Genomic DNA, 18,885 nt, shown 5'->3' with positions numbered 1-18,885 from the left:
TTAAATTAGACCTCTCCCTCAAAAAAGGAAGCAGGCATATAACGCTCTCCTTCATCTTATATGAGTGAATTTTATAAATCTACAAGTTGTCACAGCAGATATAAAAGATGATTTTAAAATTAATGCGCTAACATATGTCAATAAAATACTTATTTTTAATGTAATAGAAAGCATCCCAAATCAAAAGAAGAGATACTTTTTTATGAGCTTGAATATTGAACCTAGTTTTAAAATATAATTGAATGTTTATCTATTAACCATAGACTAACTTTAAGAAATAAATATAAATTTAAAGATCTTTATCTAAGAAGAACTCTTCATTTGGGTTATGTAAAGTCTCGTTAACATGAATTCGTGTACTTTCAATAACCTTATTCAACCACCCTCGAGATACCCACATAATAATAGCTACAACTGCTACAAATAGACCTATCACTAAAAATACATGACCATAAACTGATATACTTTCAAGTTTCGTAAAGTGCTGACCGGGAGCAGGCGCGGTTAAAGCACCAACTATACCACCTATAGGGCCCGCAATCATTGTTGTAATTAACCACATCCCTTGAGCGAAACCACCCATTTTTCTTGGAAACAGCTCTGCAACCATTGATAATCCCAAGGCTGAGATAAGAAGCTCTCCTGTAGATTGAAGCCAATAACTAAGTACAAGCCACCACCCAGATACAATACCATCAGATGTAGTAAACTGAGGAAAATATAAAACTAAAAATGCTAAGGCACAAAGAGTCATACCAAAACAAAATTTTGTTACATGCGTTCCTGGTACCTTCTTATATAAAACAGATAAGATCGGTGACATTAAAACAATTACTATGGGGTTTAATACCTGCCATTGTTCTGGTTCTAAATTCATGCCAAGAAAATGAGTATCAACATTATTTACTGCAAAGAAATTTAACGATGTAGGCATTTGCTGATATAACACAAAGAAGATTATCCCTTGGATAATAAGTATCAAAGCTACAATCATTCTTTTTTGTTCATGCTTATCTTGCTGGAACATCTGCATAAAGAAATATATTAATGCACCAATAGCAATTGCGGCAACAATAATCCTACATAAATTAGTATTCTCAAGAATATTACCAACTAACAATATTGCGACAAAAGCTCCAACAATTACAACAACCATCTTTGAATAGCTCATTTTCCTTGAGCCAGCTTCAGTCATAATATGCTTAATTTTAGGATAAAAAATAGTGTAACTTAATAAACCTAAAAGCATACCAAAAGCCGAGCAAAAGAACGCATGCATATAACCATACTTAGCAGCAACAATAGGAGTAAGCAACATAGATACAAAAGAACCTATATTAATAGCCATATAATAAAGTGTCATTGCCCCATCTAATGCTGGATCGCCTTTATCATATAGTTTTGAAATAAGAGAGCTTGGATTTGCTTTAAATAGCCCACCACCAATAGCGACACCTGCCAAGGCATACATAACCATTGCTTTCTCACTAATACCGAAAACTTGTGATAAATTTGCAGATATACTCAAACAGAAATATGATATTGCTAAAAGTCCGGCTCCAATAAAAATTGTTCTTTTTGCTCCTAGGTAATTATCACCTATCCAGCCACCTATCAAAGGTCCTCCATACAAAAATGCTGAAAATGATCCAAAAATTAGCATCGAATCTGCATCACTAAAACCAAGATGTTTGGCAAAGTATATAGCTAAAATTGCTTGTAAGCCGTAGTATCCAAAGCGCTCCCATAACTCTAGCGTCCACAATACCCAAAAAGGGGCTCTAATACTCCCCTTACTTATTTCTGACATAAGTTTACCTCATACTTAATATTGACAATACGAACTAACTCCTTCTAAACAGAAAAAGAAGTAGTAGAACTAGTTTTCATCATATAGTAGAGAATTTTATAAATCTAGAAACTTAGTTATAACGAGGTATAAAAACCACAAAGCTTAAGTAAGATTAAATTATCATATAAATTAAAATTAAGTTTTAGATGTTAACCTGTATGCATAGATATTTTGGAATAAGAAAATCGTAAATACTGCCAACAACACTCCTATTGCAAGACCTTTCTCTTGAAATACATATCCCAATACACTAATAAAAATAATCAGAAAAAATATAAGTAAAACAGAGCTTAAAAAAACAATAGTATTTTTCTTTAAATAAAGAAGTACTGGAGCTGCTAAGCAACCTACCAAAATGATGCTTTGTGTTATTATAAAAATAGTCAAAATATTACTTCCAGATGTATATTTTTCACCATATATCAGTAAGAAATCTTTGCCAAAGAAAAATATAAGAATCATAAGAACAATACATAAACCACCTGTAACGACAAAATTCTTATTTAATATAGTTTTAACATCTATGAATCTCTTATTGTAAATAGCTATAGCAATAGGTGCTAATGCGACTGATTGTATACATGCTATAAAGTTATTAGCAATAACCTGAGAAAAGGATGCCGCTGTTGCAAAAATTCCCACACTATCTTCATTAGCTAAGAAAACCTCCGCTCCAATAATAGCTAAATATGGCAAAGTAAATAATGCTAAAGTATAAGGTAAACCTGATAGTCCTGAATTAAGCCAACTTTTATATTCAATTTTATCTCTAATAGGGATAAATACTCTCATTCTTTTAGCTAAAATAAATAACATCACCACAAATGTAATAATCCAAGCGACCATAAACAATATTACAGCCACATGTGAACTTCTAAAAGCTTCAACAAAAAACATTAGACTTGCTAGAAACAACATAGAAAAATTTATAAGAATTTTAAACAATGCATTTGCTAGTATTGGCTTTGATAAGGAAATAAAAACTCTATAAAAGAAAAAGGTTAATGCCATAATTGGAATAAAAATTACAGCCACAAACACAGGATGCGTATATTTCAACACAAAGATATTTTTTGAAAGCCAATATGTGAAAATCGCTATTATGTAATAAAAAATACTCAAAAGCGTAACTATAATAAACACATATATAATAAAAGCTTTAATTTGTCCTTTCTTTTGAGCTTTAATAGATACTGCTATAACATTCATTGCTATAACATCGGCCCCTAAAAGAGCTATCATATATGCAACTGAAGCAACACTATATGCTGCTGAGAAATCACCGAAATCTTCTGGACCAAGATACCTAGCTATAATTACGGTGGCAATAAAAAATGCTATAGAAGCAATCAACTGAATAAAGAGTAAAGTTATCCCTCTTCTCATCAAAATCCACAAAATAAACAAAGTCTATTTAAAGTTTGTAATATTTCATAAATTAAATCAATAAAATAAAAATATATTGTTGATTTAATAATAATTTGTTATTTAATTAGAGTTAAAAAGAGCGCTTGTAAAATCTTTTGCATTAAATACTTGAAGATCATCAATCTTCTCACCAACACCTATAAATCTAAGTGGTAATCCAAGCTTTCTGGCAATTGAGAAAATAATTCCTCCTTTAGCCGTCCCATCAAGTTTTGTTATTGTTATACCTGTAAGATCTACAATTTCATGGAAAGCTTCAGCTTGACTAAGAGCGTTACCTCCCGTAGTTGCATCAACAACCAGCATAACCTCATGAGGTGCTGAGTTATCGACTTTTTTTATAACCTTAACAACTTTCTTAAGTTCTTGCATAAGGTTATCTTTATTGTGTAGTCTACCGGCAGTATCAGCTATCACAACATCGACTTCTTTTGATTTTGCAGAAGTAATAGCATCATAGATAACTGAGGCACTATCTGCACCTTCATGTTGATATACAACTTGAGTATTATTTCTATCACCCCACTCACGAAGCTGCTCTACTGCAGCCGCTCTAAAGGTATCTCCGGCAGCAAGCATAACAGACTTACCTTGTGACTGTAGCTTTTTAGTAAGTTTTCCAATAGTTGTTGTCTTTCCAACACCATTAACACCTACTACCAATATTACATAAGGGATCTTATCTGAATCAATTTCTAAAGGTTGCTGACATGGGAAAATTATTTCTGTTAGCTTTTGTTGGATTATTTCATTAAGCTTATCAGCTGTTTGCAACTCATTCCTAGCAACTTTCTCACGTAAATGCTCAACTATCTCATCTGTAGCCTCAACACCAACATCAGCAGTTAAAAGCTGCATCTCAATATCTTCAAGAAGCTCTTCATCAACAACTTTTTGTCCCATTAGTATAGTACTTAAACCACCACCAAACTTACTTGCGGTCTTTGAAAGTCCTGACTGAAGTCTTGAAAATAGTCCTTTTTTATTATTCTCATCAGACTGAATAGTAGAGCTATTACTACTCTCAACATTCTTTTTCTTTCTAAAAAGCATTTTTATTCTCTAAAAATTGTAAATTAATTGAAATTATTCAAAATATTTATCTCTAAGCTTAGCAATCTTTTGGTGTAACGGATCAAACATACTCACAATATTCTTAGATTTAATAAAGTGAACTTCTCCTTCAAAAGCAATTTCATCACCTGCTTGAGCATAAACTTCTAAAAGCTTATAACGTAAGTCAACATTATTTGGATTTTTCTCAAGAGCATCCTGAATAGTAATACTTGCTTCAAGATATTTCTCACTTTCCAAATACTGCTCAATTAACTCGTCTATATACTGTAACTCTTGTTCTTCTTGTTCTTGTGAATCAATCTCTTCTACCTCACTATCATCATTACTAATAATTACATCATCACAAGAAGTTTCAAATACTACTCCTTTATCAGTTTTTATTGCGACATTTTTCTGACTGTGAAAGCTATTTTCAAGATTTTCTACACCTACATCATTAGATTTTTCTTCAAAATTCGTATCTGTATCATCTAAATCTAAAGTATCTTGTTGATTTGATTCTTGTTCATTAGCAAAAAAATCAAACTCTTCCTGAGGTGTTGGTTTATGAGAATTCTCAGACTTATAAAAATCATTATCTGAGACAACAGGAGAAATCCTAGACATTAGATGATCTCTTTTTTTCTTACCCTGGATTTCTAGTTCTAATTCTTTTTTAGAACTTCTACCTTCCCAGTACTTCTTAGCTATAAAGAATAATACTCCCAAAATAACTATATAAACTATTAGCTTAAATAAGGAAGATAGAAAAGATCCTCCCGAGCTATCACTACTATCAGAAGAAGCTGTCTCACTTATACTACTAGCATCTATGCTACTATTTAAATTACTACTATAAGTCTGCGATGTGTTAGTATTTTTTAAAGAATTTTCTGAACCAGGAATTAATACAGGAATTTTATCCTGACTAATAGTATTAGGCACGGATGTATTTTGCATGGATGGTGCTTCCTTCTCTTTCGAAGGAAGCATAGAGTTATCGCCAAGCTTTCTTGTAGTAGTACTCGGAGCAGGTGTAGGCGTAGAGTCTTTCTCTGTTTGACCATATGATCCTTGTATCATCTGGTTTCTAACTAAAGTCAAACCATCCTCAACCTCTCCCTTTGTCGTAGGAATAGCTAATTTATCACCTATTTTTATACGATTATCTACAATACCTGGAATCTCTGATTTATTTATTCCTTTTATAGCATCTGTTAATTCAGAGTTACTTATCCCTTTTACTGAATGAGTTTTTGCTATCTTGTATAAATAATCTCCTGATTTAACAGTATATATTTCCATAGAGAAAGCTGATTGAATAGCCGCTAAAGCAACTCCAGCAATAAGAATTTTATTGATACTCTTAAACATTTAGCACCCTAATAACTTATAATACAAAGACTTAAAAATTATAGCATATTTTTTCTACTTAAAAAGCAAATGATGTTAATGCTCTCTTGTTGCACTGAAAATAATATCTGGGTTTTTATCTTGAGCTAACTGTAAGTTGACTCCAGTTGGCGCAAGATAAATCAAATACCCTGCACCATCATATGCTAGGTTACCTTCATATTTCTTTTTAAAATCGTTTAGCTTTTTTTCATCATCACAGAAAATCCAACGTGCTAAAACCACATTTACACCTTCATAAGAACACTTAACATTATACTCTGTTGCTAAGCGTTGAGCAACAACATCAAATTGCAAAATACCCACAGCTCCAACAACTAAATCATTAGAGATAATAGGTTTAAATACTTGCGTAGCTCCCTCTTCAGAAAGTTGTACTAAGCCTTTTTGTAGTGCCTTCATTTTCAAAGGATCATTTAGCTTGACTCTTTTAAAAATCTCTGGAGCAAAATTAGGAATTCCTTTAAACTTTAGTTTTTCACCTTGTGTAAAACTATCACCTATCTGGATACTACCATGATTGTGTAGACCAATAATATCTCCAGCATACCCTTCTTCAACCTGCTCTCTTTCGCCAGCCATAAATGTTAAAGCTTTTGATATTTGCATCATTTTACCAGTTCTTTCATGAAAAATTTTCATACCCTTTTCATATTTGCCGGAACAAATTCTAAAGAATGCTATTCTATCTCTATGTTTTTCATCCATATTAGCTTGAATCTTAAAAACAAATCCACTTAGCTTTTTCTCATCAGCTTGAACATCTCTTTGATCAGCTCCGCGATGCTGTGGTGCTGGAGCATAGTTTGTAAAACCATCCATCATTTCTTTGACACCAAAATTACTTAGCGCTGTACCAAAGTATACAGGTGTAAGCTTACCATCTAGAAATTCCTGTTCATCAAACTGATGGCTCGCACCTCTAACAAGTTCTATTTCCATTTCAAGATCATCATATAAATCTAAACCTATGGCATCTTTAGCATTTTCTAAACCTTTGATCTTCTTATATGGATAAATCTCATGACCATGCCCAGTTTCAAATAGAGTAACCTCATCATTATAAAGATCATAGACACCTTTATAATACTTACCCATACCAATAGGCCAATTCATAGGAGCACATTTAATCTTAAGAATATCCTCGACTTCATCTAGAAGCTCTAAAGGGTCACGAGTATCTCTATCAAACTTATTCATAAAAGTAACAATAGGAGTATCTCTAAGACGACATACATTCATTAACTTAATAGTTCTATCCTCAACACCTTTAACAGCATCAACAACCATCAATGCCGAATCAACTGCTGTAAGTGTACGATAAGTATCTTCTGAGAAATCCTCATGTCCAGGAGTATCAAGCAGATTAACTACTCGATCATTATATGGAAATTGCATCACAGATGTAGTTATTGAGATACCTCTTTGTTTTTCCATCTCCATCCAGTCAGATGTTGCATGAACACCGCTTTTTTTTGCCTTCACAGTCCCTGCTGTTTTGATAGCATTTCCAAAAAGTAACATCTTTTCTGTAATAGTTGTTTTACCTGCATCTGGATGCGAAATAATCGCAAAAGTCCTACGCTTTGCAATTTCCTTTAAATATTCACTCATAATAATTCTTACTTTTTATAATTTGATATAATAATTTAATTAAAGAAGTTTACTAAAAATATTTCATTTTAAAAACTAAAATGATTATCTAATATTTGATATATTTGTTTCTCGATACTTACTATAGATTGAGAGGCGTCAATTTCTATTGCTTGATCTGAAGCATTAACTAGATCCTTAAAGACATCTCTAGCTCTATTAAAAAACTCTAAACCCGCCTGCTCTATTCTATCAGGATCGCCTACTTTTTTTGCTCTTTGCAAACCTATAGCTGGATCAATATCAAGATATATTATTAAATCAGGCTCACAATCTTTAAGGAAATTTTCGTTTAAAACGCTTATTTTTTTTAGATCAATACCTCTACCGCCACCTTGGTAAGCAACACTAGACCAATAAAATCTATCTGAAACTACATTCAACCCATCGCGTAAAGACGGTTTTATAAGACTATGTACATGCTGTAATCTACTTGCATACATTAAAAGAAGTTCTGTATCAGAATGAACAATTTCATCAATATAATTTTTTAATGCTAAGTTTCTAATATCTTCAGCAATTTTTGTGCCACCTGGTTCACGAGTATAAATCGCAGGTAAATTTTTTTGTTGTAAATATTTTCTTATAAAGTCTATAGCTGTACTTTTACCAGCACCATCAAGACCTTCTATAACAATAAACTTACTTTGCACTTTTTCACACCTTTCTAAACAACCAAACCGACAACAACAGCTGATAACAAGCTTACTAAGGTTGCTCCATAAAGTATTTTCAAACTAAATCTAGCAACCTTCACAGATGCCTCTTTACTAAGAGCTTGGATAGCTCCTATGATAATACCTATCGATGCAAAGTTTGCAAAAGAAATAAGAAAAACTGATATTACAGCTTTTGCATGTGAACTTAACTCAGAGGCATGCTTAACCATAAAATCAATTGCAGCAAATTCATTAGTAACTATCTTTGTACCCATAATCTGACCAGCCAAATGAATCTCATTATTAGGAACATGTAAAATCCATGCTAATGGATAAAAAACATAGCCTAAAACTCCAGTAAAAGATATACCAACGATAGACAGAAACAGTGTATTTAGTAGACTAATTAAGGCGATAAAGCCTATCAGCATTGCACATACAATTATAGCAACCTTGAAACCGTCTAATATGTATTCTGTTAGCATTTCAAAAAAGCTTTGCTTTTCAGGCGTCTCATCATATGTGTCATGTAAATTATCAAAGCTAATATCTTTAGACTTCTCATATGGGTTAATAACTGTAAGGACAAAAAATGTTCCAAACATATTCATCACCATAGCAACTATCACAAACTTAGGATCAAAACCATTTTTAACACTCAGCATTTGCATATATGCTCCTGAGATAGCCAAAGATACCGTAGACATAGCTGTAGCTGCCATCGTATACAAAACATTTGATGGTAAGTGTCCTATTATCTTTTTATATGCAATAAAATTTTCTGATTGACCTACAGATAAAGAACTTACAGCATTAAATGACTCTAGCTTACCCATACCTGTGATTTTAGATAAAATAAATCCAACTATTTTGATAATAACAGGTAATATTTTAAAGTACTGCAAAATCCCTATTAATGCCGACATAAGAACTATCGGCATACCAACTGTAAAGAAGAATATATGCCCGCCATCCATATCAGTAAGGGAACCAAAAATAAACCTAGTACCATCATTAGCACAAATAAGTAACACGTCAAAGCCACTAACAATAACACCAACTATATCTTCACCAATAGAAGATCTTAATAAGAAATAAGCCAATAATACTTGTACAATTAGTATTATTGCCAAATAATTATAGCGTATTTTTTTTCTGTCACTACTCCATAAAAAAGCTAAAACAAAAACAGTTACCACACCTAAAATAAAAAACATTAATTTAGTAATCATTATTTTCTTGCCCTACGTTATTTAATAAGTTGTCCAAAAGACCACTTACACCAAATCTAAAAGTTCTTGGATTTACATAATTATTGCTGAGTATCTTATCAGCTAATTCAGCATATGCAACTGCTTGCGAGCAATTCCTTATCCCACCAGATGCCTTAAATCCTACTTCTTGATTTAACTTTTTAATAACCTTTAACATAGTTTCAGCAGCTTCAAGTGTTGCTCCTACATTAGTCTTCCCAGTTGAAGTCTTTATAAAGTCTGCTCCTGAACTTACAGCATCCGATGATACTTTTTCAATAAGATCTGATGACTGAAGCTCTCCTGACTCTATTATCACTTTGAGAGTCTTATCATTACAAAGTTTTTTAACTTGTGAAACCATGTCTTGTGATTTTTCAGAGCTACCTTTCTCAATATATTCTTTGTAGTCTATAACTAAATCAATCTCATCAGCACCTAGAGTTAAGGCTTGTTTTGTTTCACTAAGCACATCCTCTAAATTAGCATTACCTTTTGGAAAATTAACTACAGTAGCAACTTTAAAGTCCGCACCAAGCTCTTTTTTAACTACAGGAATAAACTCTTTGTATACACATAAAGCTGCAACACTTCCTAGAGAGTTTCTAGCTTTAGAACATAGTTTAAGAATGTCTGTATCTGTATCGTTATCACCCAATAGCGTCAAGTCCATAAGTGATACTATTTTTTCTTTACTAATCATTTGCTCTTCTTAAAGATTGATTTACCAAAATCTAATGCCTCAATACCCATAAAGTCCGCTATACTTTGACCAATATCTGCAAAAGTATCTCTTTGACCAATAAACTCAGATTCTATATTTTTACCCCAAAGCAAAAATGGCACACATTCTCTTGTGTGATCAGAACCGGGTGCTGTTGGATCACAGCCATGATCTGCTGCTAATATGACAATAGTATTATCATCTAAAAGGTCATCTAAATCAGGAATTCTTGCATCTAAATATTCTAAAGCCTTACCATATCCTTTAGGGTTTCTACGATGTCCATAACTTGAATCTAAATCAACAAAATTAGTAAATATAAGTGTATTTGCTTTCGCTAACTTATATTCTGATACTGTTTTATCAAAAAGTTCTTCTAAACCTGTTGCTTTAAGCTGTTTACTAATACCTTGATTTGCATAAATATCGGCAATTTTACCAATCGAAACAACTTTTCCACCAGCTTGCTTTAGCTTATCCAATAAAGTCGGTGCTGGCGGTAGAATTGAGAAATCCTTACGATTACCTGTACGAACATACTCGTCAGCAGATTCTCCAATAAATGGACGTGCAATAACTCTACCAACCTTCATGCCCATTTCATCAAGAATTTCTCTAGCAATTTTACAGATTTCTAAAAGCTTATCTAAACCAAAATAGTCTTCATGCGCAGCCACCTGAAAAACACTATCTGCCGATGTATACACTATAGGCTTTTTAGTTACACAACTTTCACAGCCATGCTCTTTAAGAACCTCAGTACCTGATGCATGTCCTGCATCTATAAAGCCATCTTTAAGCTCGGCTTTTTCAACCCATTTATCTATAAACTCTTGATCAAAACAACTTTGATCTTCTTTTGCCGTGAAATAATACCAGTCAAACATAACTGGCACACCTGCAAGCTCCCAATGCCCACTAGGAGTATCTTTACCTCTACTTATTTCAGCACAATAGCCATATTTTGAGCTTATAATATTATCAGTCACAGAAATATCTTGAGATAATGGAGCACTTCTATTATGCTCAGCTGCTGCTTTAAGCCCTCTTTTTGATAGATTTGGTAACTTAATACTCATACCATTTTTACTAAAATGCTCAACAATATGACCTAAGGTATCTGAACCCTGATCACCAAACTGCAACGCATCAGGTGCTTGACCTATACCAAATGAGTCAAACAATAGAACAACTACTTTTTTATTTTTTAACATTTATAAAACCTTTTAATTTTAATTATTCTCTAAAAACGCGATTCTGATTCCACGTAAGATTAAATCAGGAGATACTTCATCAAAAATACCTTCATCTTTAAATAAACTAGCAAATCCACCAGTTGCTATAGTATACACATTATCACTATCTAACTCTTCTAAAGTTTTATTTTTAAGTTCTCTCAGTGCACCTAAGTGTCCATAATATAGTCCTGAACGAATATTAGTTTTTGTATCATAACCAATAGCAACCTCTGGTTTTACAATAGTTACCGATGATAACTGAGAAGCTCCTTGACATAATGCATTTAGCGAAAGCTTAACCCCTGGCATAATAGAGCCACTTAGATACTTTCTATTTTTAGTAACAACATCAAAAGTCGTTGCTGTTCCTAGGTCTATTATTAGTAAATCTCTATCTGGGTGATCTGCCAAAGCTCCAATACAACTAGCAATCCGATCAGCCCCTACTTGATGAGCTTCAACTGCTGACATATCAAGACCAGTATTGTCCATACTAATAAAAAATGGTTTTATATCAAAATACTTTATGACCGCAGATCCCAGTGAATAATTTAAGTGAGGTACTACAGAAGATATCGCACAACCATCTATTTTATTTAAATCTACAGAGTTCTCTCTCAAAGCTTGTCTCAAGAAAACGCCCATCTGATCAGAAGTTGAATCAACCGATGAAGTTGAATATCTAATTTGACTAACTATTTGCTCGCCTTCAAAAACTCCAATATGTATATGAGAGTTACCTACATCCATTACTAGTAGCATAATAAATCCTAATATATATTAATGTGCCTGATCCCAGTTATCACCAGTATCGACATTGACCTCTAAAGGTACACTTAGCTTGACAGCTTCTTCCATTATACCTTTTATTTTTGCAGAGATTTCTTCAACTTTAGTCCTTTGAATCTCAAAGACCAATTCATCATGAACCTGCATTACCATTTTAACTTGGCTATTATACTCCTGTGAAATCATAGTGTTAACCTCTATCATTGCTTTTTTTATAATATCCGCAGCAGTTCCTTGCATTGGTGCATTGATAGCGGCTCTTTCAGCCGCATTTCTTTGCATTACATTTTTTGAGCTAATCTCTGGCAAATACAGCCTACGCCCAAGTATTGTTTCAACATAACCATTTTTTTTAGCAAACTCTTTTGCTGTAGTCATATATTCTTTAACTTTTGGATAGCGATTAAAATACACATCTATATATTCTTGAGCTTCTGCTCGTGGTATTTCAAGCTGTCTTGCTAAACCAAAAGCACTCATACCATAAATAAGACCAAAGTTAATAGCCTTTGCTCTTCTTCTTTGCTCACTTGTAACTTCATCCATATCAATACCCAAAACCTCAGCAGCTGTTGCACTGTGGATATCTAATCCTTCATTAAAAGCTTTTAGAAGATTTTCATCTTTTGATAAATGCGCCATGATTCTAAGCTCAATCTGTGAGTAATCTGCAGCAACTACACAATAGCCTTCTTCAGCAATAAAAGCTTGTCTAATTTTACGACCCTCTGGACTTTTGATTGGTATATTTTGTAAGTTTGGATCAGAAGATGACAACCTCCCTGTAACAGTTCCTGTTTGATTATATGAAGTATGAGCCCTTGAATTAGTATCTAGTATTTTAGGAAGCTTATCAGTATAGGTATTTTTTAGCTTCGATAAATGACGATATTTCATAATTAATTCCGCGATCTCATATTCTTCAGCTAATTGCACTAATACCTCTTCAGATGTTGAAGCTTGTCCTTTTGCTGTTTTCTTAACAGCTGGAATCTCCATCTTTTCAAAAAGAATCTCTCTTAATTGCACAGGAGATGATAAGTTAAACTCTGACCCTGCAAGCTTATAGCACTGCTCTTGAATCTCAGTTATGCTTTTCTCAAGGTTTGCACTTTGCTCAATCAGCTTATTAGCATCAATTTTTACACCTATCTTTTCCATATTATTAAGAATAAGAGTTAGAGGCATCTCAACTTCTGAGTATAGTTCGTAAAGGACTTTTTCTTTTTTAAGTAAACTATCAAAATGGTTAAAAAGCCTAAAGGTAATATCTGCATCTTCAGCAGCATATTTAGCAACTTTTTCAATCTCTATTTGATCTAAAGTTTGTTGTTTTCTACCTGTACCGGCTATCTCACTATAAGGTACTGGTGTAATATCAAGGTGCTCTTTAGAAAGGCTATCCATATCATGCTTACCACTACTTTTTAGCACATAAGCCATAATCATCGTATCATGGATCTGACCCTTAATATCAATCCCATACTTTGATAACACCTTTTCATCAAACTTAAAGTTATGTGCAACTTTAGCTTTTTTAGAATCTGCAAATATTAGTTTTAAGTTCTCTAATACCACATTTAATTTAAGCTGTTGTGGAACACCTAAATATCTATGTTGCACGGGGATATAATAAGCCTTACCCTCATTAGCACAAAAAGATAGGCCAACTAAGTTAGCTTCATAAGTATTTAAAGAGTCTGTCTCTGTATCAAAAGCAAAAGTATCGCTATTTTTTAGCTCTACTATTAAATTATCTAGCTCTTGTTGTGATGTAACAGTTTTATAATCAACCTCTATAGATTCAGGCTGTGTTTTATCTGAAGCAGGTTTAGCTTCTACATTTAAGCTTCTAAGTAACGAATTAAATTCATACAGAGTAAAAGCATCTGCCAGATATTCTGTATCTGCCTTTTGACACTTAAGATCATCTATAGTTAGACTAAGATCAAGGTCACACTTAATTGTTGCTAATTGATAGGAGAGTTTTAAAAGTTCAATATTATTACGTAAATTCTCACCTACTTTTCCTTTTATCTTACTAGCATTCTCTATGACGCCATCAATATTTTCATACTGTTGTAGCCATTTAACTGCTGTTTTAGGACCAACTTTAGGTACTCCAGGTATATTATCCGATGAGTCACCCATAAGAGCTAAGTAATCTATTATCTGATCCGGTCTAATTTGATACTTATCTAAAACTCCGGATATATCCGTAGTTACATTCTTCATTGAGTCATAAAGCACCACTTTTTCAGTGACTAATTGAGCCATATCTTTATCACCCGTAGAAATTACTACATCATAACCTTGTAACTCTAAATCTTTTGCTAATGTCCCAATAACATCATCAGCCTCAACACCATCTTTTATAATAAGTGGGTAGCCCATCTTTTTGATAATATCATGAAGAGGCTGAATCTGCACTCTTAGCTCATCATCCATAGCTTTACGATTAGCTTTATATTCAGGATACATTTCATGGCGAAAGTTTTTACCCTTTGGATCGAAAACTACCGCAACATAATCTGTTTCATATATCGCTGGTAATTTCTTGAGCATATTAATCACTCCAAGAATAGCCCCTGTTGGCGCTCCTTGACTGTTAGAAAGGTTTGGTAAGGCATGGTAGGCTCTAAATAAATAAGATGAGCCGTCAACTAGAACTATTTTTTGCATAGAAGTTTTTTTAGAATATTTATATTTATATCAATGTAAATAGTAATATATCTAACATAGTATAGCAAATCGATTATAACCATTAATCACACAATATAATATTATCACTTATTCAGGAGTAATTTCTTTTTCAAGCTTAGCAAAGTTCAAATTATATTTATCTTTTTTACGGCATGACTAATTTTATTTTCTTAAACTCTCTTTTAAAGCTTTTGTATTTTTTCAACTGTGTTTTTAATAGCCATTGCAGTACCAAAACCAATAAAGCTAACATACGACTTATCCGCATCGCCAACAAGCATAGCTTTTTGTGATTTTTTATCCTGAATCACTCTCTCTTCCAAGAAATTATAGCCATAATAATTATTTATATCATTTTTAAGTAACTCTTTTATGTATGAATCCAAATTTTTAAAATTATCTATAAAGTCTCCTAGCATAACTTTATTACTAGTTTCATAACTCCCAAAATCTTTATCATTTATTATAGCAAAAACTACCAAATATAAATCATTACTAAAAAACACAGGCAAAGTATAAATCCAATCTTTACTATTCGTATCAGAATACAAATGAGGCTTGCTGTATGAACCAAGATTATATTTTTCTGGTAATTTTAAATTCGTATACCAGAATCCTATTTTAGGATTTTTTATAACATGAATATCCATTAATGATTTGCGTATATTTGACCTCACGCCATCAGCACCTATAATAAAATCGCACTCAATTTGTTCTGAATCCTTAAAATATAAAGAGACACTCTTGTCGGTCTCTACAAAACTCTGTACAGAAGCTGAAGTTCTAATACAGTTAGAATTTAGTTGGTTAACCTTATTTAGAAGTATGTCATACAAGTCTCTACGTGAAATACTATATATCCTCTGATTAATAAAGGACTTAATATTATCCAAAGCTCTTATATTATCCATAAATAATAATTCTCTATGGTTAGATAATATATAGCCACAATCAAGAGCCTTTGTTAAAAACTCTGTTTTTACACCCAACACATCAAAATACTTTATAAAACTAGAAGGGGTTTGAATACAGCCACCATCCTTTCTAAGTTGGGAGCCTTCTTCAAAAATAGTAATATCAAAACCTTTAGACAACAAAATAATAGCTACACACAAACCAGAAACACCAGCTCCTGAAACAGCAATCTTATCTGTGTTAGCAATTCTCATACTATTGATAATTTAGAAATATATGGCTATCTTGCTAGCGATAATATCTATTTATTCTCTCAGGAACTAGATTATTACAGCAACTATAAGAGTATTATTTTAATTCTATATCTAAATACCACCAATTATCTTTAGCAAAAGATTTACACTTAATGGCATCTTTATATGTCATAACAACTATTTGATTATCTTTGATATCAGCAAAATCTTCTGGTACAAATTTATGGTGATCTTTAAATATTTTTTTAGACTCAATTTTAATACTATTCTGTACTAGAGTTTGAAAAAATTTAGCTGGATTACCAATACCTGCAATAGCTGTAACTTTCTTATCTAAAAAGCTATCTTTAGAAAATCTCTCACCAGATACAAGGTTTACAAATTCAGTTGCAACAATTTTATCTAAAGTAATATTTTGGTTATACTTTTTTATATAATTTTGATCATCTTTAGAACAATCTCCAATTACAATAACTTCATCAACAGACTTTAATCTTTCAACAGGTTCTCTTAAAGGTCCAGCTGGGATACATAGCTGATTACCAAACATTCTACTGGCATCAACAACAACTATTTCTTTATTCCGAGCTAGCTTATAATGTTGCAAGCCATCATCACTTATTATGACATCAGTATCTGGATACTTTTCTTCAATATACTTTACTGAATCAACTCTTTGTGGAGAGATAATTATTGGAACTTGAGCTTTTAGAGCATCATATAACATTGCAGGCTCATCACCACACTGATTAGCCGGAGTATTTATATCAACCTCAAAAGGGTAATTTTCTGCTTTTGCTCCATAACCTCGACTAATAATTACAGTTTTTTTACCTTTTGCTAAATATTCTTGAGCCAACTTTCTGACTACAGGTGTTTTGCCTGTGCCACCAATAGATATATTACCAACGATAACAATAGGTATTTTTGATTTGTATTGATTCTGTTGTTGTTTAATTTTGCGATTAGCTGCAACCTTTGAAAAAATAATAGAAATAGGTTTTAGAATAAAGCTTAATAAACTTGGGTTTCTCTGATACCAAAATTTATCTACCATCTAATCACTCAAGTCCTGATTGATATAGTCTTGTGTAAAGTCCTCCTTGTTCTAGGAGTTCTTCATGCCTACCACATTCAACAACTTTTCCACCATCCATAACAACAATCTTATCAGCACTTTCAACAGTACTTAATCTATGGGCCACAACTATTGTTGTACATGATTTAGTTAAGCTCTCAAGTGCTTGCTGAACAACTCTTTCTGACTCATTATCTAAAGCACTAGTAGCTTCATCAAATATTAATATTGGAGCATTTTTCAGTAAGGCTCTTGCTATTGATACCCTCTGTCTTTGACCACCTGATAGCTTAGAACCATTATTACCAATATTTGTATGCATACCTTCTGGCAACTCTTGAACAAAGTCATATGCATTTGCTCTTTTAAGAACATCGACAACTTCTTCTTCTGAAACATCTCTTGATAAACCAAAAGCAATATTATTATAAACAGTATCATCAAATAAATGAACGTTTTGAGAAACCATTGATAAGTGAGATCTCAAATTCTCAAGTGATAATTCACGAGTATCTACACCATCAATAGAAATCTGGCCTTTATGCTGAGTATAAAATCTTGAGATAATACTTGTAAGTGTAGTTTTTCCACTACCTGACTTACCAACAAATGCAACTGTCTCACCAGATTTAATATCAACACTCACTCCATTTAAAACATTAAGTGTACTAAATGCAAAACTTACATCTTTAATACTTACGTCACCTGAGACTTTCTTAAGCTCTTTTTTACCAGTTTCTTCTTCGCCTGGATAATCAAGGATATAAAAGATATCTTCAGTCGCAGCAACAGCTTTTTGGATAACCACGTTCACTTTGGTAAGATTCTTAATCGGTTTTAAAATAGCTGCAGCTGCTGCAAAGAAAGATGCAAATGAACCTGCTGTCAGCCAAGAAGAACCTCCTCCAGCATTAGTACCAAAAATAGCGATTGTAAATAATGAAAGAGCTAAAACAAGCGAAGCTATAATTTGAATAACTGGAGATGTTAAAGAATCCAATGCAATTGTTCTTATTTGCTGAGAATACGTGTAGTCAAGATTATTGAAAAATTTATTTTGCTGTTTCTTTTGCGCACCAAATATTCTTATTTCTTTGTAATTTCTAAGAGTCTCTTCAGCTGTGTGAGTAACATTACCCATAGATGACTGAGTATTTCTACTTAAAGATCTAAACTTCTTATTTATTATTGATATAAATACGCCCAAAAACGGCCCAACTATTATCAAAAATAAAGATAGCTGCCAACTTGATACCACCATCACAATGATAAGACCTATTACAAAAGTACCATCCTGAACTACTGTAATAATAGCTGTTGATGTAGCCTCTGTAACCTGATCAACATTATATAAAAGTCTTGAAATAATTTGTCCAGAAGAATGCTTATCGAAGAAAGTCGCCGGCAGGTCCATAAATCTTTTATAAATATCTTTTCTAAACTTATATACAACTTTCTGCCCTAATGAACCTATAAAATAGTTTGATAAAAAAGATCCTATTGATCTTAATGTTAATAGGCCAACCATACCCACACCCATTAACATCAAAATACTAGCACTTTGTTTTGTTACATTTCCACCTGTACCAAAACCATAATTTAGTATAGGGTTTATTAAATATATCATTGAAGCATCAGCAGCTGAAAAAAATATACTCCCTATTGCCGCTAAAACTAAGAAGTGCCAAAGATGTTTAACTTGACCTAGTAGCCTCTTATAAAGAGTTGTTACTTTCTCTTTACTTGACATTTCACCACTAAGACTTCCAGGACCTTGAGATTTAAGGTCTATTTTATCAATCATATTTCCCATAATTTATAAAAAATTGCTTATAATAACAATATTAAGTAACGAGTAATTATACACATT

Annotated in this window: 14 protein-coding genes; all 14 read right to left on the bottom strand. The window is 32.7% G+C overall.

Annotated elements, in window-relative coordinates:
- Window positions 1-289: 289 nt before the first annotated feature.
- A complete protein-coding gene (locus F3D62_RS08805) occupies window positions 290-1,810 on the bottom strand; it encodes an oligopeptide:H+ symporter (RefSeq protein WP_150467888.1) in 1,521 nt (506 codons plus the stop codon).
- A 177-nt stretch (window positions 1,811-1,987) separates the two neighbouring features.
- Window positions 1,988-3,238: an oligosaccharide flippase family protein gene (locus F3D62_RS08800; protein WP_150467887.1), complete on the bottom strand. Its 1,251-nt coding sequence runs from the start codon at window positions 3,236-3,238 to the stop codon at window positions 1,988-1,990.
- Window positions 3,239-3,340: 102 nt separating this feature from the next.
- A complete protein-coding gene (gene ftsY, locus F3D62_RS08795) occupies window positions 3,341-4,333 on the bottom strand; it encodes a signal recognition particle-docking protein FtsY (RefSeq protein WP_150467886.1) in 993 nt (330 codons plus the stop codon).
- Window positions 4,334-4,366: 33 nt separating this feature from the next.
- Window positions 4,367-5,710: a LysM peptidoglycan-binding domain-containing protein gene (locus tag F3D62_RS08790; RefSeq protein WP_150467885.1), complete on the bottom strand. Its 1,344-nt coding sequence runs from the start codon at window positions 5,708-5,710 to the stop codon at window positions 4,367-4,369.
- Window positions 5,711-5,785: 75 nt separating this feature from the next.
- Complete coding sequence (locus tag F3D62_RS08785) at window positions 5,786-7,363, bottom strand: peptide chain release factor 3 (protein ID WP_150467884.1); 1,578 nt, start codon at window positions 7,361-7,363, stop codon at window positions 5,786-5,788.
- Between the two features lie 68 nt (window positions 7,364-7,431).
- Window positions 7,432-8,055 carry a dTMP kinase gene (tmk, locus tag F3D62_RS08780; protein ID WP_150467883.1) on the bottom strand — a complete coding sequence of 208 codons (624 nt, stop codon included), beginning with the start codon at window positions 8,053-8,055 and terminating at the stop codon, window positions 7,432-7,434.
- A 14-nt stretch (window positions 8,056-8,069) separates the two neighbouring features.
- Window positions 8,070-9,293 (bottom strand): NupC/NupG family nucleoside CNT transporter, encoded by a 1,224-nt coding sequence (locus F3D62_RS08775; protein ID WP_150467882.1) that lies wholly within the window; start codon window positions 9,291-9,293, stop codon window positions 8,070-8,072.
- On the bottom strand, window positions 9,283-10,017 hold the full coding sequence (gene deoC / locus F3D62_RS08770; protein ID WP_150467881.1) for a deoxyribose-phosphate aldolase: 735 nt from the start codon (window positions 10,015-10,017) through the stop codon (window positions 9,283-9,285). Before deoC ends, F3D62_RS08775 begins: the two co-directional genes overlap by 11 nt.
- Entirely contained in the window at window positions 10,014-11,252 is a 1,239-nt protein-coding gene (locus tag F3D62_RS08765) for a phosphopentomutase (protein WP_150467880.1), read from the bottom strand. Before F3D62_RS08765 ends, deoC begins: the two co-directional genes overlap by 4 nt.
- Before the next feature lie 18 nt (window positions 11,253-11,270).
- A complete protein-coding gene (locus F3D62_RS08760; protein ID WP_150467879.1) occupies window positions 11,271-12,038 on the bottom strand; it encodes a type III pantothenate kinase in 768 nt (255 codons plus the stop codon).
- An 18-nt stretch (window positions 12,039-12,056) separates the two neighbouring features.
- Window positions 12,057-14,747, bottom strand: coding sequence for a DNA polymerase I (gene polA / locus F3D62_RS08755; RefSeq protein WP_150467878.1), 2,691 nt, complete (start codon window positions 14,745-14,747; stop codon window positions 12,057-12,059).
- A 203-nt stretch (window positions 14,748-14,950) separates the two neighbouring features.
- Window positions 14,951-15,937, bottom strand: a complete 987-nt coding sequence (locus tag F3D62_RS08750; protein WP_150467877.1) for an FAD-dependent oxidoreductase — start codon at window positions 15,935-15,937, stop codon at window positions 14,951-14,953.
- Window positions 15,938-16,031: 94 nt separating this feature from the next.
- Window positions 16,032-16,994, bottom strand: a complete 963-nt coding sequence (gene lpxK / locus F3D62_RS08745) for a tetraacyldisaccharide 4'-kinase (RefSeq protein WP_150467876.1) — start codon at window positions 16,992-16,994, stop codon at window positions 16,032-16,034.
- Between the two features lie 4 nt (window positions 16,995-16,998).
- Window positions 16,999-18,828, bottom strand: coding sequence for a lipid A export permease/ATP-binding protein MsbA (gene msbA, locus F3D62_RS08740; protein WP_150467875.1), 1,830 nt, complete (start codon window positions 18,826-18,828; stop codon window positions 16,999-17,001).
- Window positions 18,829-18,885 lie beyond the last annotated feature (57 nt).

This window comes from Francisella sp. SYW-9 (genome assembly GCF_008711465.1).
GTDB lineage: Bacteria > Pseudomonadota > Gammaproteobacteria > Francisellales > Francisellaceae > Francisella.
The sequence above is the reverse complement of the archived record's forward strand: the minus strand, read 5'-3'. Positions and strand labels throughout refer to the sequence as shown.

Excerpts from the sequence above, each read along its gene's own strand:
- F3D62_RS08805 (WP_150467888.1), bottom strand. The coding sequence starts at position 1,810 with ATGTCAGAAATAAGTAAGGGGAGTATTAGAGCCCCTTTTTGGGTATTG.
- F3D62_RS08800 (WP_150467887.1), bottom strand. The coding sequence starts at position 3,238 with ATGAGAAGAGGGATAACTTTACTCTTTATTCAGTTGATTGCTTCTATA.
- ftsY (WP_150467886.1), bottom strand. The coding sequence starts at position 4,333 with ATGCTTTTTAGAAAGAAAAAGAATGTTGAGAGTAGTAATAGCTCTACT.
- F3D62_RS08790 (WP_150467885.1), bottom strand. The coding sequence starts at position 5,710 with ATGTTTAAGAGTATCAATAAAATTCTTATTGCTGGAGTTGCTTTAGCG.
- F3D62_RS08785 (WP_150467884.1), bottom strand. The coding sequence starts at position 7,363 with ATGAGTGAATATTTAAAGGAAATTGCAAAGCGTAGGACTTTTGCGATT.
- F3D62_RS08775 (WP_150467882.1), bottom strand. The coding sequence starts at position 9,293 with ATGATTACTAAATTAATGTTTTTTATTTTAGGTGTGGTAACTGTTTTT.
- deoC (WP_150467881.1), bottom strand. The coding sequence starts at position 10,017 with ATGATTAGTAAAGAAAAAATAGTATCACTTATGGACTTGACGCTATTG.
- F3D62_RS08765 (WP_150467880.1), bottom strand. The coding sequence starts at position 11,252 with ATGTTAAAAAATAAAAAAGTAGTTGTTCTATTGTTTGACTCATTTGGT.
- F3D62_RS08760 (WP_150467879.1), bottom strand. The coding sequence starts at position 12,038 with ATGCTACTAGTAATGGATGTAGGTAACTCTCATATACATATTGGAGTT.
- polA (WP_150467878.1), bottom strand. The coding sequence starts at position 14,747 with ATGCAAAAAATAGTTCTAGTTGACGGCTCATCTTATTTATTTAGAGCC.
- F3D62_RS08750 (WP_150467877.1), bottom strand. The coding sequence starts at position 15,937 with ATGAGAATTGCTAACACAGATAAGATTGCTGTTTCAGGAGCTGGTGTT.
- lpxK (WP_150467876.1), bottom strand. The coding sequence starts at position 16,994 with ATGGTAGATAAATTTTGGTATCAGAGAAACCCAAGTTTATTAAGCTTT.
- msbA (WP_150467875.1), bottom strand. The coding sequence starts at position 18,828 with ATGGGAAATATGATTGATAAAATAGACCTTAAATCTCAAGGTCCTGGA.